This window comes from Pseudomonas sp. RT6P73, assembly GCF_054897715.1.
In genome coordinates this window covers 4,994,322-5,009,722 of the sequence record NZ_JBUBUV010000002.1, presented here as the reverse complement: position 1 = coordinate 5,009,722, position 15,401 = coordinate 4,994,322, and the positions used below count along the sequence as shown (strand labels likewise).

Annotated in this window: 18 protein-coding genes; 7 read left to right on the top strand and 11 right to left on the bottom strand. The window is 55.5% G+C overall.

The features are described 5' to 3' along the window. Positions 1-293: 293 nt before the first annotated feature. From ACYZT6_RS23285 to ACYZT6_RS23265, 5 genes are all read left to right on the top strand, one after another. Complete coding sequence (locus tag ACYZT6_RS23285; RefSeq protein ID WP_462028798.1) at positions 294-1,427, top strand: ABC transporter substrate-binding protein; 1,134 nt, start codon at positions 294-296, stop codon at positions 1,425-1,427. Between the two features lie 268 nt (positions 1,428-1,695). Then, complete coding sequence (locus ACYZT6_RS23280; RefSeq protein WP_010464150.1) at positions 1,696-2,610, top strand: ABC transporter permease subunit; 915 nt, start codon at positions 1,696-1,698, stop codon at positions 2,608-2,610. Positions 2,611-2,613: 3 nt separating this feature from the next. Next, on the top strand, positions 2,614-3,897 hold the full coding sequence (livM, locus tag ACYZT6_RS23275; protein ID WP_131058839.1) for a high-affinity branched-chain amino acid ABC transporter permease LivM: 1,284 nt from the start codon (positions 2,614-2,616) through the stop codon (positions 3,895-3,897). Then, on the top strand, positions 3,894-4,769 hold the full coding sequence (locus ACYZT6_RS23270; protein WP_462028797.1) for an ABC transporter ATP-binding protein: 876 nt from the start codon (positions 3,894-3,896) through the stop codon (positions 4,767-4,769). The genes livM and ACYZT6_RS23270 overlap by 4 nt, the downstream gene beginning before the upstream one ends. Beyond that, complete coding sequence (locus ACYZT6_RS23265) at positions 4,766-5,482, top strand: ABC transporter ATP-binding protein (RefSeq protein WP_462028796.1); 717 nt, start codon at positions 4,766-4,768, stop codon at positions 5,480-5,482. Before ACYZT6_RS23270 ends, ACYZT6_RS23265 begins: the two co-directional genes overlap by 4 nt. Before the next feature lie 68 nt (positions 5,483-5,550). Here the strand turns inward: ACYZT6_RS23265 and ACYZT6_RS23260 are convergent, their stop codons facing one another. From ACYZT6_RS23260 to ACYZT6_RS23245, 4 genes are read right to left on the bottom strand one after another with little or no spacing between them, the layout of a single operon-like run. Further along, complete coding sequence (locus tag ACYZT6_RS23260) at positions 5,551-5,880, bottom strand: hypothetical protein (RefSeq protein ID WP_462028795.1); 330 nt, start codon at positions 5,878-5,880, stop codon at positions 5,551-5,553. After that, on the bottom strand, positions 5,880-6,836 hold the full coding sequence (locus tag ACYZT6_RS23255) for a nucleotide kinase domain-containing protein (protein ID WP_462028794.1): 957 nt from the start codon (positions 6,834-6,836) through the stop codon (positions 5,880-5,882). The genes ACYZT6_RS23260 and ACYZT6_RS23255 overlap by 1 nt, the downstream gene beginning before the upstream one ends. A 28-nt stretch (positions 6,837-6,864) precedes the next feature. Next, the gene (locus tag ACYZT6_RS23250) at positions 6,865-7,566 is read right to left on the bottom strand and encodes a dCTP deaminase domain-containing protein (protein WP_462028793.1); all 702 of its coding nucleotides are present in this window, start codon (positions 7,564-7,566) and stop codon (positions 6,865-6,867) included. A 1-nt stretch (position 7,567) separates the two neighbouring features. After that, positions 7,568-8,170, bottom strand: a complete 603-nt coding sequence (locus ACYZT6_RS23245) for a hypothetical protein (protein WP_462028792.1) — start codon at positions 8,168-8,170, stop codon at positions 7,568-7,570. A gap of 343 nt (positions 8,171-8,513) precedes the next feature. On the opposite strand from ACYZT6_RS23245, the gene ACYZT6_RS23240 reads away from it, so the two are divergent. Together ACYZT6_RS23240 and ACYZT6_RS23235 are read left to right on the top strand one after the other, a co-directional pair. Then, positions 8,514-8,774: a hypothetical protein gene (locus tag ACYZT6_RS23240; RefSeq protein WP_462028791.1), complete on the top strand. Its 261-nt coding sequence runs from the start codon at positions 8,514-8,516 to the stop codon at positions 8,772-8,774. Between the two features lie 284 nt (positions 8,775-9,058). Continuing rightward, positions 9,059-9,826, top strand: coding sequence for an SDR family oxidoreductase (locus tag ACYZT6_RS23235; RefSeq protein WP_109627729.1), 768 nt, complete (start codon positions 9,059-9,061; stop codon positions 9,824-9,826). A gap of 118 nt (positions 9,827-9,944) precedes the next feature. On the opposite strand, the gene ACYZT6_RS23230 is transcribed toward ACYZT6_RS23235, so the two are convergent. From ACYZT6_RS23230 to ACYZT6_RS23200, 7 genes are all read right to left on the bottom strand, one after another. Continuing rightward, positions 9,945-11,072: an AGE family epimerase/isomerase gene (locus ACYZT6_RS23230; protein WP_462028790.1), complete on the bottom strand. Its 1,128-nt coding sequence runs from the start codon at positions 11,070-11,072 to the stop codon at positions 9,945-9,947. A gap of 168 nt (positions 11,073-11,240) precedes the next feature. Next, on the bottom strand, positions 11,241-11,813 hold the full coding sequence (locus ACYZT6_RS23225) for a HupE/UreJ family protein (protein WP_461983898.1): 573 nt from the start codon (positions 11,811-11,813) through the stop codon (positions 11,241-11,243). Between the two features lie 29 nt (positions 11,814-11,842). Continuing rightward, the gene (ureG, locus tag ACYZT6_RS23220; protein WP_059405780.1) at positions 11,843-12,457 is read right to left on the bottom strand and encodes an urease accessory protein UreG; all 615 of its coding nucleotides are present in this window, start codon (positions 12,455-12,457) and stop codon (positions 11,843-11,845) included. A gap of 23 nt (positions 12,458-12,480) precedes the next feature. After that, entirely contained in the window at positions 12,481-13,155 is a 675-nt protein-coding gene (locus tag ACYZT6_RS23215; RefSeq protein WP_462028789.1) for an urease accessory protein UreF, read from the bottom strand. Then, on the bottom strand, positions 13,152-13,652 hold the full coding sequence (gene ureE / locus ACYZT6_RS23210; RefSeq protein WP_462028788.1) for an urease accessory protein UreE: 501 nt from the start codon (positions 13,650-13,652) through the stop codon (positions 13,152-13,154). Before ureE ends, ACYZT6_RS23215 begins: the two co-directional genes overlap by 4 nt. A gap of 270 nt (positions 13,653-13,922) precedes the next feature. Further along, positions 13,923-14,555, bottom strand: coding sequence for a TetR family transcriptional regulator (locus ACYZT6_RS23205; protein WP_010464134.1), 633 nt, complete (start codon positions 14,553-14,555; stop codon positions 13,923-13,925). A gap of 173 nt (positions 14,556-14,728) precedes the next feature. Beyond that, positions 14,729-15,154 (bottom strand): hypothetical protein, encoded by a 426-nt coding sequence (locus tag ACYZT6_RS23200; protein WP_462028787.1) that lies wholly within the window; start codon positions 15,152-15,154, stop codon positions 14,729-14,731. Positions 15,155-15,401: the final 247 nt, after the last annotated feature.

The window sequence follows — 15,401 nt, the reverse complement described above, 5'->3', positions numbered from 1 at the left end:
AGTACCGCACCAGCAGTGTGCACTTCGGTGACGCACGTTGTTACAGGCTGGTTGCACGTCGTTTGGCGCCGCGGTTGCAATGATGGCGCGTGCGGGTTGCGCCTTTAAAAATAAATGGTTTCACCTTCCGCGGTTTAGACGGTTGCACGCCCAATGAAAATGGGATCGAAACAGTCGAAATAACAATAAAGCAGCGACTTTTCTCAGAATAAAAAACCGATGGCACGGCACTTGCTCTGAGCATTCAGAGAAGTCGAAGTGCCAACTAAAAAAAAACCTTGGAGCACCACCTCATGTCCCAGACGTTTTACAAGAAAGGCTTTCTGGCCCTCGCAGTGGCAACTGCGTTGGGTGTTTCTGCGTTTGCACAGGCTGATGTGAAAATCGGTGTGGCGGGTCCGATGACAGGTGCCAACGCGGCATTTGGCGAGCAGTACATGAAGGGTGCACAGGCTGCAGCCGACGCGGTCAACGCGGCGGGCGGCGTCAACGGGGAAAAAATCGTACTGGTGAAGGGCGATGACGCCTGCGAACCGAAACAGGCTGTGACGGTCGCCAAGGACCTGACCAACCAGAAAGTCGCCGGCGTGGTCGGTCACTTCTGCTCCTCGTCGACCATCCCGGCCTCCGAGATCTACGACGAAGCGGGCATCATTGCAATCACCCCAGGTTCCACCAACCCGGCGGTTACCGAACGCGGCCTGAGTGCCATGTTCCGTATGTGCGGGCGTGACGATCAGCAAGGTATCGTGGCCGGCGACTACATCGTCGACGTGCTCAAGGGCAAAAAAGTTGTCGTCCTGCACGACAAGGACACCTACGGTCAGGGCCTGGCGGATGCAACCAAGGCCCAGCTGGAAAAACGCGGCGTGAAGCCGGTGCTGTATGAAGGCCTGACTCGTGGCGAGAAAGACTTCAGCACCATCGTCACCAAAATCCGCGGCGCTGGCGCCGACGTCGTCTACTTCGGCGGTCTGCACCCGGAAGCCGGTCCTCTGGTTCGTCAACTGCGTGAGCAAGGTCTCAAAGACGTCAAGTTCATGTCCGATGACGGCATCGTGACCGACGAACTGGTGACCACCGCTGGCGGCCCGCAATTCGTAGACGGCGTGCTGATGACCTTCGGCGCCGACCCGCGCATGCTGCCAGACAGCAAGACCGTGGTAGACGCGTTCCGCAAGGCCGGTACTGAGCCTGAGGGCTACACCCTGTACGCCTACGCTTCGGTTCAGACCCTGGCCGCAGCCTTCAACGGCGCCAAGTCTAACAAGGGCGAAGAAGCGGCTGCGTGGCTGAAGAAAAACCCGGTTAAAACCGTGATGGGCGAGAAAACCTGGGACTCCAAAGGCGACCTGAAAGTCTCCGACTACGTGGTTTACCAGTGGGACAAGGACGGCAAATACCACCAGCTGGAAAAACAGAAGTGATATGAACGTGTGAACGGCCTGTGGCGAGGGAGCTTGCTCCCGTTGGACTGCGTAGCAGTCCTGTTTTTGGGGTCGCTTCGCGGCCCAGCGGGAGCAAGCTCCCTCGCCACAAAGATTGTGTTCACCGTTAGTTAGCTGACTGGTATCCGCCAGAAGGCCCGTCTGTCTTTTCTCGTAGAGCTGCACACAACCGAGTTGCGCCGGCGGCTGAACCCCGGTCCGTCGCACCCGGCTTCTGTGCAGTCTCTCAAATGCGTGAGATTGCGTTATGGATGGTATTTTCCTGCAGCAACTGGTCAACGGCCTGACCCTCGGGTCGGTCTATGGCCTGATCGCCATCGGCTACACAATGGTCTATGGCATCATCGGCATGATCAACTTCGCCCACGGCGAGGTTTACATGATTTCCGCTTACCTCGCGGCAATCAGTCTGGCTCTGCTGGCATACTTCGGTATTGAATCCTTCCCGCTGCTGATGCTCGGCACCTTGATCTTCACCATCGTGGTCACGGCGGTGTATGGCTGGGTCATTGAGCGCGTCGCCTATAAACCCCTGCGCAACTCCACCCGACTGGCACCGCTGATCAGCGCCATCGGGATTTCGCTGATCCTGCAAAACTATGCCCAGATCGCCCAAGGCGCCAAGCAACAAGGTGTTCCGACCTTGCTGACAGGAGCCTGGCGCGTCGAAATCGGCACCGGCTTCGTGCAGTTGACCTACACCAAGGTGTTTATCCTGATTGCCGCCTTCGCCGGCATGGCCCTGCTGACCTACATCATCAAATACACCAAGCTCGGCCGCATGTGCCGCGCCACCCAGCAAGACCGCAAGATGGCCTCGATCCTGGGGATCAACACCGACCGCGTGATTTCCTACGTGTTCATCATCGGTGCAGCGATGGCGGCCCTGGCCGGCGTGCTGATCACCATGAACTACGGCACGTTCGACTTCTATGCCGGCTTCATCATCGGTATCAAGGCGTTCACCGCCGCGGTGCTTGGTGGTATTGGTTCGCTGCCTGGCGCGATGCTCGGCGGGATCATTCTCGGGATCTCCGAGTCGCTGTTCTCAGGTTTGGTCAACTCGGACTACAAAGACGTTTTCAGCTTCTCGCTGCTCGTTCTCGTTCTGGTCTTTCGGCCCCAAGGCCTGCTCGGCCGTCCTCTTGTGTCGAAGGTGTAAGCGATGTCTTCAACCACTAAAAAAACCATTGATCTCAAAAGAAGCCTGGTTGACGCGATTCTTGCCGGCCTTGTCGCCCTGATTGTGTTCGGCCCGATTGTCGGCGTGGTCCTCGACGGCTACGGCTTCAATCTGGAAACGACCCGGGTGGCATGGATTGTCGCCATCGTCATGGCGGGTCGATTTGCTCTGAGCCTGTTCCTGCAAACGCCCAAGGGCCTGAAAATTCTTGAAGGCTTTGAAAGCACCGGCTCCGGGGTTCATGTACTGCCACCTGATTACAAATCCCGGTTGCGCTGGATCATCCCGCTGGTGATCGTCGTTGCCGTGGTGTTCCCGTTTTTCTCCAACTCCTACCTGCTGGGCGTGGTTATCCTGGGGCTGATCTACGTATTGCTGGGCCTGGGCCTGAATATCGTGGTTGGCCTGGCCGGCCTGCTCGACCTGGGTTATGTGGCGTTCTACGCCATCGGTGCCTACGGCCTGGCGCTGGGGTATCAATACCTCGGACTGGGTTTCTGGACGGTGCTGCCGCTGGCGGCGATCACCGCGGGCCTTGCCGGTTGCATCCTCGGGTTCCCGGTTTTGCGTCTGCACGGTGACTACCTGGCGATCGTGACCCTGGGTTTCGGCGAAATCATTCGCTTGATCCTTAACAACTGGCTGTCCCTGACCGGCGGCCCGAATGGCATGGCGGCTCCGTTGCCGACTTTCTTCGGCCTCGAGTTCGGCAAGCGCGCGAAGGAGGGGGGTGTCCCGTTCCATGAGTTCTTCGGCATCGCCTATAACCCGGACGTGAAGTATTACTTCATCTACGCGGTGTTGTTCCTGGTGGTGCTGGCCGTGCTGTACATCAAGCATCGCCTGGTCAAGATGCCGGTCGGCCGCGCCTGGGAGGCCTTGCGTGAAGACGAGATCGCCTGCCGCTCCATGGGCCTGAACCACGTACTGGTCAAGCTCTCGGCGTTCACCATCGGTGCATCGACTGCCGGTTTGGCCGGGGTGTTCTTCGCCACCTATCAAGGCTTCGTCAACCCGACCTCGTTCACTTTTTTCGAATCGGCACTGATCCTCGCCATCGTGGTACTTGGCGGGATGGGCTCGACCATCGGTGTAGTGATTGCAGCGTTCGTGCTGACCGTGGCACCGGAACTGCTGCGTGGCTTCGCGGAATACCGTGTGCTGCTGTTCGGCATCCTGATGGTGTTGATGATGATCTGGCGACCGCGCGGCTTGATTCGGATCAGCCGTACCGGTGTGACCCCGCGTAAAGGAGTAGCGCCATGAGCGAAGTCGTACTCTCGGTCGAGAAGCTGATGATGCACTTCGGCGGCATCAAGGCGTTGAGCGATGTCAGCCTCAAGGTGCATCGCAACTCGATCTTCGCCCTGATCGGCCCCAACGGCGCCGGCAAGACAACCGTGTTCAACTGCCTGACCGGTTTCTACAAGGCCTCCGGCGGCAAGATCGAACTCAATACACGTGGCCAGCGCACCGATGTCATCCAGCTGCTGGGCGAATCGTTCAAAGCCACGGATTTCGTTTCGCCGAAAAGCTTCATCACCCGGCTCCGCTACAAGATGTTCGGCGGCACCCACCTGGTGAACCGTGCCGGACTGGCGCGGACATTCCAGAACATTCGCCTGTTCAAGGAAATGTCGGTGCTGGAAAACTTGCTGGTGGCCCAGCACATGTGGGTCAACCGCAACATGTTGGCTGGCATCCTCAACACCAAGGGTTACCGCAAGGCCGAAAGCGATGCGCTGGACCACGCCTTCTACTGGCTGGAAGTCGTGGACCTGGTGGACTGCGCCAACCGTCTGGCCGGTGAACTGTCCTACGGCCAACAGCGCCGTCTGGAAATCGCCCGGGCGATGTGCACCCGACCGCAGATCATCTGCCTCGACGAACCGGCTGCCGGCCTCAACCCTCAGGAAACCGAAGCGCTGAGCGCGATGATCCGTCTGCTGCGCGACGAGCACGATCTGACCGTGGTGCTGATCGAACACGACATGGGCATGGTAATGAGCATTTCCGACCACATCGTGGTGCTGGACCACGGCATCGTCATCGCCGAGGGCGGACCTGATGCGATTCGCAACGACCCGAAAGTGATTGCGGCCTACCTGGGCGCTGATGAAGAGGAAGTGGTGCTATGAGCCAACCCATCCTCGAACTCAAGGATCTGGATGTGTTTTACGGGCCGATCCAGGCCCTGAAAAAAGTCTCGCTGCATATCAATGAAGGCGAAACCGTCAGCCTGATCGGCTCCAACGGCGCCGGTAAATCGACCCTGCTGATGTCGATCTTCGGCCAGCCGCGAGCGGCGGACGGGCAGATCATCTATCAGGGCGTGGACATCACCCACAAGTCGTCGCACTACATTGCGTCCAACGGCATTGCTCAGTCGCCTGAAGGCCGACGGGTGTTCCCCGACATGACCGTCGAGGAAAACCTGCTGATGGGCACCATCCCTATCGGTGACAAGTACGCCAAGGAAGACATGCAGCGCATGTTCGCGCTATTTCCGCGACTCGAAGAACGACGTACTCAGCGGGCCATGACCATGTCTGGCGGCGAACAGCAAATGCTCGCCATCGCCCGTGCGTTGATGAGTCGGCCCAAGTTGTTGTTGCTCGATGAACCGAGCCTGGGGCTGGCGCCGATCGTGGTGAAACAGATCTTCGCGACCCTGCGGGAGCTGGCAAGTACCGGCATGACCATCTTCCTGGTCGAGCAAAACGCCAACCACGCCCTCAAGCTGTCGGACCGGGCGTACGTGATGGTCAACGGTGAGATCCGCCTCACCGGCACCGGCAAGGAGCTGCTGGTGAACGAGGAGGTGCGTAACGCTTATCTCGGCGGGCACTAAGCTAATGGCCGTCTAATTATTGACGGCCATCACCTATTGTTTAATAGGCATCTCCCCGTTTTAGGTACTCATGGCTGTTCGTTTATCCATTTTATGAAATAAATAGTCAGCCATGAAACTAAGAATAGGGGGGCAACAATAAGGCTTAGCTTGACGATATGCATGAACTGATCGAATAGAGTAATTGAGCTTATAATGTACTCGATGCACTCTTTTTTAATAGTGTAGCTATTTTCAGTTGCGTTTTGAAACTCTGGAATAATAAAACAATCTTTGGCCTTGTTTTTTTGAGGGAGCGTGCAATAAATTATTAAACTAGATAAAAAGAAGTAGAGGGCAGACCAACCAATTTTGCGTTTTTCTTTTTTTGTTAAATTTCTTTCAAAGTAAATGTTCATTAAAATTCTTCTCTAAATTCTGGGATTTTCCATTTGGGGGGGAAGGTATAGTTTATTGGGGCGTGATTAGGTTTATATTTTTGCTTAATTCTGGCGCCTGCCTTGCTTAGATCTGGGCGCTTCACTCGTAAATACTTATCCAGTTCGCAAAATAGATTCTGACAGTCAATAAGTTGAAGCTTTCTGTTAGGGAGATATTTGAAATCTAGTTCAAGGCGCTGAAACTCTTGCTCCTGAATTTCCATCGTATGCTTAATTATGCTTTCGTAATCTTTCTTGTTCGCTAGAGGGTAGCTTTTATTTATTCCTCTTTCTGCTCCCGGTCCAGCAACTACAAATTGGCTCTCGTCTGCTTCGCTATGATGACTGTATGCAATATCGATTGAGTACTGATAGGCAAGAAACTTTCCAATCGACGGGGTGTCAAGCAGCCTTTGGTATATTCCTGAGAGATGTTGTTCATCCCAAATAGACTTGTGAAGCTCTCGCTGAATCATGCTGCTAAGCATGACAAGGTTGTTCATGTGTTTAGACGTGTTGCCATACTCGGCCTTACCAGATGGCATTATGTACGCGGCAGAGTAGATTTTACTATTTTGAGACTTTAGTTCGTCGAGTAGTAACCCATATTTGACTGGTGAGAAGTTCTCAATGGAAACCTCTCCTAATCTTTTTAAGAAGTATTCCCATGTTTCAATTCTGTTGAATAGTTTGAAGAGAATAATACGAAAAAATGTATTTTCGGGGGTGTGATGCTCGTTGTAAATTACATTTTTTATCAGGTACTGTGAAGTGCGATCTAGAACTCTATAGCAGTTGGTGAATTTATATTCGGCAAGGATTTTATCCTCAGTCCTTTCTATTGCTAGCCTAGAAAGGAAAGCCGATTGCCTCGCGTGAGCAAAATACCAGTAATTGTCATAGGCATTACTTTTTGTGAGGCTTAGAACGTCCATGAACTGCGATCCATAATTGTTGGTCGTTTTAACCAAAAAAGCTGTTAAAGAATTTTATAACGTGATCTTTTATTGCGAAGCCAAGTATTGCTGTAAATACTGCAAAGATAACTGTCGAGTATCTCGCGATTATTTTACTTTCGAGAGTTAAAAGTTCTTTTTTTAAGTCGTCAATTTCTTGCTTCAACTTAAAGGGAGAAAAAACTTCTCCGGTCATATCTGAAATTTTGTCGCTGTTCAGTTTTTTTATTGGCTTTGACTTTGGCTTTGCGTAAGCAGAAGTTGCACTGTTGTCAAGATCGGCATACCAGATAAGAGCAAAAGGTTTTCCTCTTTCAAGAACTATGTCAGTGGGGCCGGCATTATATACGGAGAAGGTTAGTTGTCCCGCCCAGCCAGGGTCAACATGAAATCCAGATACATTGATTAAACCTTTGAATTTGTATTTCGCCTTAAATGATATTAATGCGAGCGCATTATCTGGAACATATATAGTTTCTGCAGTGAGTAAAAGAGCAAACTGACCTTTGGGGATGATAAATTGTGGTTTTTTTTCATCCAATATCTGTTTTACATTTGGATCTTTTTCACTGCTAGGAGTTATATAAACTTCATTGCCAACAGTTAGGGAAATGGCAGCGCAGTCGACATCAATTCCAACTGTATTGCCTTCAGCGTTTTCTACTAAGTCCTTAAGTCGCGCATGCAGCTTGTCTCCACTCCAAAACATTTCAATACCCTGTTTTATAATTGCCTAATCTATTGAAAAATATATTGTTTTTCTCTACTGCGTATAGTCTTTCGCTAATAGGGTGTTCAATGTTTTCGATCTTCAAGTGGCAAGCTAGCGCTAGCAAGGTTCTAAATGCAGTTGCAAGCGAGGATAAAAGAGATTCTTTGAAGGGGTAGGCTTCCAAATGATCAAGCGACTCAACGGCTTTACACATTTTACCAGTAAGGCTATTTATTTTTATTGCCATGGCGATGATTGGTTCGTAGCCATGAAACTCCTCGACTTGCAGTATGTAGGATGCAAGCGAGTCTATATTTTTAAGCTCTCTTTCACTTTCGCTAATTGATATTTCACTTAAAAGTTTGTTGAAGATATTTGTCGAGGATGTAACTATTATTAACGAGTCGATTGTGGATTTTTTTAAGTCGTCGATGTTGTTCTCTAGTGCAGACAATGTTAACTGTGCGCTGTATTTTGATAGGTGTAAAACCATGTGTGTAATTCGCTGTTGAACATTTAAGATCCATATCTCTTTATGATATTTTTCATCATGTTGTAGTTGTTTCCACTGAAGTTCTTCTAGCTGGCTGAGAAGTGACATGGTCATTTCCTATAAGTTAGTTCTAAGTCGAGATTCCTAAACCGATATCTCAATTCTAGTATCAATCAAATAAAAATGAAAAAATTATACCTAATAGGATCAAGGAGAGCTATCCATATGCTGGATAATGGCAGCACGTTTTCAGCTTGAGAAGGTTGAAAGTTTTGATATTCGGCAAATGGGCCGAATTGCGAATTTCACCGCAACGTGTTCAGAAGGAAAGAAGGGTGGCCGCCATCTGTGGAAAACAATATTCACAAGCTCTCAAAGCGCGACATAAAGCCGCTGCAAATAGTTGTTTTGTCACGGTTTTGACTTGTCCCCGTTTGCTGTGGAGCTGGCTGTGAATAACGTGGGAGTAGCTGTCTGCGAGCCTTTGAATCCGTGGCTTGCAGCGATGTGGTTGTTTTTTGATCAGGTGTTTTTGCTGGGCGCGGAACCGGCTTTGTCAACCTTTTTGTTGGCGACCAAACTGACTCGAAATGTGAAGGGCAAGCCTGTGGATAAGTCTGTGGTTAAACTCTGGAAAGAGTCGGCTGAGGGCCGTAGTTACTGGCTTGGCGCCATCGTCGGTTTGATCACCGGATCGTGCAAAATGCCTTGAGCTGCACAGCTGGCACCCGAGGGTCAAGCAAAAAACTTTGTAATCTGCCCGCAAAGCCTTGTGGATAGGGGCTTCCAGCTTTTCCACTTGCCCCCGGAAACTGTGGACCGGCCTGTGGATAAGGTGCGTGTACATGGCTGCAAGCCACGGTGACTATGGCGTTGGCGAGGTTGATCGTTTTTCGTACAGTTTTACGGCGGTTGCCGCTGTGAGCAAGGCCGGGCATGCTGCCTGCTGATTTTCTATTCCAATGGCTGCCGATCAGCCGAAGCAAGGAGAACACGATGTCCAACACCCTGTTTATTACCGGCGCGACCTCCGGTTTTGGTGAAGCCTGTGCCCGTCGTTTTGCCGATGCCGGTTGGAAACTGGTGCTGACAGGCCGTCGTGAAGAACGCCTCAACGCCCTGTGCGCCGAGTTGTCGAAGCAGACCGAGGTCCATGGCCTGGTGCTCGACGTGCGTGATCGCAAGGCCATGGAGGAGGCGATCGCCAACCTGCCGCCGTCCTTCGCCAAGCTGCGCGGGCTGATCAACAATGCTGGCCTGGCACTGGGTGCTGACCCGGCGCCGAAGTGCGATCTCGATGATTGGGACACCATGGTCGACACCAACATCAAAGGCCTGATGTACGCCACTCGCCTGTTGTTGCCACGCCTGATCGCCCACGGTCGCGGTGCCGGTATCGTCAACCTCGGCTCCGTCGCCGGCAACTATCCGTACCCGGGCAGCCATGTCTATGGTGGGACCAAGGCATTCGTTGGGCAGTTCTCGCTGAACCTGCGCTGCGACCTGCAAGGCACTGGTGTGCGCGTCAGCAATATTGAGCCGGGCCTGTGCGAGAGTGAGTTCTCGCTGGTGCGTTTTGCGGGTGATCAGGAGCGTTACAACGCGACCTACGCCGGTGCCGAGCCGATCCAGCCGCAGGACATCGCCGAGACCATTTTCTGGGTGCTCAATGCGCCGGCGCACATCAACATCAACAGCCTTGAGCTGATGCCGGTGAGCCAGACGTGGGCCGGGTTTGCGATTGAGCGCAATAACAAGGCTTAAGACCGCGTAACGGCCATCGCGGGCAAGCCACGCTCCCACAGGTTTTGTGTTGTTCGCAACATTGCGATTCACGTTAAACCTGTAGGAGCGTGGCTTGCCCGCGAAGGCAATCTGTCAGTCAGCGAAGATAATCGACCAGCCCGCTGTAGCAAGTAGCCAAGTGATAAGGCGTCGTCGATGGCATGTCCTTGCGACTGACTTCGCCCTGCTCATCGCGACATTCATACCATCCATCCACATGCAGAAAGCGTTGCTGCAACGCCTGCAATTGGCGTTGCACCGAGGCTTCGCTGTCCGGGCGCAACGTCAGGGCGCGCAGGTATTCAGCCTGGGCCCAGATACGCTGGGTGGCATCCTTGGGATGGCCGTCCAGATCGAGCGACGCCCGCACTGCAGCGGTTTGCGGGTCGACGCCCAGTTGCTCGGTGAGCGCAAATGCACGCTCAAGCGAAGCATGCAGTTTTGAACCGCGCAGCAACGACGAAGACTCCAGCAGGAAATACCACTCAAACTGATGCCCCGGTTCAAACCAGTTATCCACAGCCCCCAGCGGTTTCTCCATCAACACGTTGTGTTGCGGGTCGATAAAACGCTTCTGCATCGCTGTGCATAACTCGACCAGCGCACGCTGCACGGCGATGTCTTCGCGCACCGACAGGTTCGCGAGGAAGGCTTCGGCCAGGTGCATCAGGGGATTTTGCAGAGGGCCGGAGTTGAGTGAGGACCAGTCACGGTCGAGGCAGGCTTCATACAGGCCGTCGCCTGTGGTGAAGCGTCGCGCCAGCACTTCCAGCGTGGCGTTGAGCACCGATTCCACCAGCGGTTCGCGAACCTTGTCCCAGTAATGGGCGCACGCGAACAGGATGAAGGCATGGGTGTAGAGGTCTTTGCGCTGATCCAGCGGCGCACCTTGCGGGTCGATGCTGTAGAACCAGCCGCCGTGTTCGGCATCGTGGAAATGCTGTTGCAAGGAACGGAACAGCGCAGCGGCGCGCTCTTCGGCGGCCGGCACCTGGCCAATCAGGCTGGAAAACAGATACAGCTGCCGCGCGCAGGCCATCGCCCGATAGCGCTGGGGTGGCAGCGGCTGATGCCCGGCGTCCAGCGCTTCATAAGGCAACGCCATGTCGGCATTCCAGCCGGGTCCTTGCCAGAGCGGCACGATCACGTCCTGGAAATGCTGTTGCACCGAGGCGAACAGAGCGGTCAATTCAGGCTGGGAGGCGGAGCGGGAAACAGGCGGCATTGGCTGGCGTCGTCACGGCAGGGTTGATTGCGCGACATGGTAGCAGGCCTGAGAGATGCGGTGTCTCTCAGGCCGCTTTCGCGAGCAAGCCTCGCTCCTACAGAGGGACAGGTGAGCCTGTAGGAGCGAGGCTTGCCCGCGAAGAGGCCATCACAGGCAATCAAAAACTCAGCCCGCCAACAACCAGACCCCGGTCGCCGCCGAAGCCGCCCCAGCCAATCGAACCAACGGCGCCGCCGCTTGCGGCAGTACGCGCACCACGCCATAACCCGCTGCATGCAACGCCGCCGTCGCCGCGACAAACCCCGCCGCATAAGCCCAAGGACTCGACATATCCGGCAACTCCAGCCCATGCGCCACACCATGAAACAGCGCAAACAAAGCAGTCGCCCCCACCGCCACGCTCAACGGCGGACGCACTGCCAAAGCGACCGCCAGACCCAGCGCCAGCACCGACGCTGCGATCCCGCTTTCCAGCGCTGGCAGGTTCAGTCCTTCAAAACCCAGCAGCCCGCCAATCAGCATGGTGCCAACGAATGTGCACGGCAGTGCCCAGCGTGCGGCGCCTTTTTGCTGCGCGGCCCACAGACCGACTGCAATCATCGCCAGCAAGTGATCGAGGCCGCCAATCGGGTGGCTGATGCCAGCGAGCAAACCGTTGTCGCCATGGCCCGGGTGGGCGAAGGCGATGGCCGGAGTCAGCAGCAGGGCCATGGCGCCCAGAATGCGTTTAAGTGTCATGGATAAGCTTCCTTGTTGATAAGTCGTGATCAGGCTGCGGTCAGCAAGCCCTGGCGTTCGATGAAGGCGATGATTTCTTCCAGGCCCAAACCGGTTTTCTGGTTGCTGAAGACAAACGGCTTGCCGTTGCGCATGCGTTGGGTGTCGCTGTCCATCATCTCCAGCGAAGCGCCTACCAGCGGCGCAAGGTCGACCTTGTTGATCACCAGCAAGTCGGATTTGCAGATTCCCGGCCCGCCCTTGCGCGGCAGCTTGTCGCCGGCCGAGACGTCGATCACATAGATGGTCAGGTCGGACAGCTCCGGGCTGAAGGTCGCTGAGAGGTTATCGCCACCGGACTCCACCAGAATCAGATCCAGGCCCGGAAAGCGCCGGTTCAGTTGATCCACCGCTTCGAGGTTGATCGAGGCGTCTTCGCGGATCGCCGTGTGCGGGCAGCCGCCGGTTTCCACGCCGATGATTCGCTCCGGCGCCAGGGCCTCGTTGCGCACCAGGAAATCGGCGTCTTCGCGGGTGTAGATGTCGTTGGTGACGACGGCCAGGTTGTAGCGGTCGCGCAGGGCCAGGCAAAGCGCCAACGTCAGGGCGGTTTTGCCGGAGCCGACCGGGCCGCCAATGCCGACGCGCAGGGGTTGTGTGTTCATGTGATTCTCCAAATTTAAAGGCCCTAGGAACGGAACAGACGGCTGTACTGGCGTTCATGGGCCATGCTCGTCAGGGACAGGCCGAACGCGGCGCTGCCATAGTGTTCGGGGTGGATTCGTGTGGCGTTCTGCTGGGCTTGTTGCAGTAACGGCAGCAGTTCGCTGGTCAGGCGTTGTGCTGCTTGCTGGCCGAGCGGCAAGGTTTTCATCAGCACCGCCAATTGATTTTCCAGCCAGCTCCAGAGCCACGCCGCCAGCGCATCTTGGGGGCTGATCGTCCAGGCGCGGGCGGCCAGCGCCCAGCCCAAGGCCAGGTGCGGTTCCGGGCGCTGTTCGAGAAAGGCGCGGGCCGGCGCATCGAGTTCCGGCAAGCCGTTGAGCAGTTGCTGCAACGAGTAGCCCATCTGCCGGCTTTCCTGATGCAGCTCGCGGGTTTCCCGGCTGGCGCGGTGTTCTTCGCAGCGTTGCAGCAACTGTGCCCAGTTTTCTTCGCCGGCGGCCACGCAATGGGCGAGCAGTAGCGGCGCTTCGAAACGTGCGAGGTTCAGCAGCAGTTGATCGCTGATCCAGCGTCGCGCGCTGTCTGCATCCGTCACCCGGCCGTTATCCACAGCCATTTCCAGGCCTTGCGAATAGCTGTAGCCGCCAATTGGCAGTTGTGGGCTGGCCAGGCGCAGCAGCGCCCAGGCCGGGTTCATAAACGGACGCCGAACTGGTGCAGCTTCGGCGGGTAGTTGAAGTCTTCGTCGCCGTGGCGGGAATGGTGATGGCCGCCGCCATAGGCGCCGTGTTCCGGCTGGAACGGGGCTTCGATGTTTTCGACACGGGCATCCAGCTGTTCGAGCATGGCCTTGAGCACGTAATCGTCGAGCAGGCGCAACCAGCCATCACCGACTTGCAGGGCGACGTGGCGGTTGCCCAGGTGATACGCGGCGCGAGTCAGTTCGAAGGCGTTGGCGCACGTGACGTGCAGCAATTGTTCGGGGCGGGCGCAGACACGGACGATGCGCCCGTCTTCGGCTTGCAGGCATTCGCCGTCATGCAGCGGCGGCTGACCACGCTCCAAAAACAACCCGACGTCCTCGCCTTCGGCACTGAAACAGCGCAAACGGCTTTTGCTCCGAGCTTCGAAGGTCAGGTGCAACTCAGCGGCCCAGACGGGTTGAGGGTCGATTCTGCGATGAATCACCAGCATCGGAGGACTTCCAGCAATGGACAATGCTCAGGCTAGAGCAAGGTGCTTGCCAATCGGACGATACGTAGGAAATACCTGTCGGAGCGTAGTGGGTGTTTCAGGGTGCTGCAGAATTTTGAACTGGAATGGTGCGAGGGTTGTTTGGCGGCACCAATTTGATGCCTTGAGTACTTTTTGTGGGAGTGAGCCTGCTCGCAATGAGGGAGTGTCATCCAAAACATATGTTTTCTGACACACCCTCATCGCGAGCAGGCTCGCTCCCACACGGGTTTACTCGGTGCTGCCCAGACCTTGCCAGTGCTTCAGGCCGATGAAGATGAAGCGCAGCTGCTGAGTGATTTTTGCCTGGGGCGTCAGGTGCTCGGGCAGGGCCTCGGCCGGCGGATCGATGATGTCCGGCAAAGTCGCGAACACGCTTTTGACGATCAGATCAGCCATCACGCTCAAACCGGCGATATCCAGATGCTGCAGTTTCGGCATCAAGGACAAATCAGCTGCCAGGTCCGAGCTGATGTCTTCACGCAAACGTCCGATAGCCTGACGTACCGGCAGCGATCCACCGTACTGCTCTCGGGCCAGGAACAGGAACTGCGAGCGATTGGCCGAAACCACGTCGAGAAAGATCCGTACCGACGCGTCGATGATGCCGCCCATGACGAACTCGTTATGGCGCACCAGGCGAATGGTTTCGCGAAAGGTCTGGCCGACTTCGCTGACCAGCACCAGGCCCAGTTCATCCATATCGGCGAAATGCCGGTAGAAACCGGTGGGCACGATCCCGGCGGTTTTCGCGACTTCGCGCAGGCTCAGGCTGCCGAATCCTCGACCACATTCCATCAGGTGACGGGCAGCGTCCATCAGGGCGTTGCGGGTTTGTTGTTTCTGTTCGGCGCGGGGCAGCATCGCAAGGGTGTTTTTCTGGACAGGGACAGCGGCGCACTCTAGCAAATCGGCTTCGCTGGCGTCGAACGTCTATCGGGGGATCAAGCGGGGATGTGCTGCTTCTATAAGGCAAAACCCTATAAAGTCAAAAGCCCAATCCGGGGATTGGGCTTTTTTTCAGGGCCACCATGGGCTCAGCTCACAGTGCTGTTGCGTTCGATTACACGGTCACCACCACCTTCGGCAAGGGTTTGGCCTGGGGTGCGGTCGGAACCGTCAGCAGCCAGGGTTTGGCCTTGTGGAGTGCGGTCGGAACCGTCAGCAGCCAGGGTTTGACCTTGTGGGGTGCGATCGGAGCCGTCAGCGGCAACGGTTTGGCCTTGTGGCGTTTTGTCGTAGCCGTCCTCAGTGATCAAGCCTTTTTCTTTCAGGCGATCATTACCACCTTCGGCGAGGGTCTGGCCTTGTGGGGTGCGGTCGGAACCATCGGCAGCGACGGTTTGGCTGAACACCGAGTGGCTGTCTTTGACTTGCGGAGTGGCTTGGTCAGCAGCTGGCAGAGCGAAAGCGGTGCTGGCCAGCATTGAGAGGGTAAGGCTAAGCAGTAATTGGCGTTTCATGATGGGTTGCTCCTTGGGAGGGCGATAAAGTGGGTACGAGGGCAATGCTACTCTCGATAAGTCGATATAAAAGTTCATAAACGCAATGGTAATAATCAACGAAATTGATTGTTCTGCCGAAGCGCTCTAGAACGGGCGTTTCCGGCGAAGGTTTTTGCCCTGGAGTGGGTGTTTTCGACTCACTCGTGCCGCACAAAAGTGCGGGGGCGGTAACACCGGATTCGGGGGCAGTCTGTCCCCGGCCGAT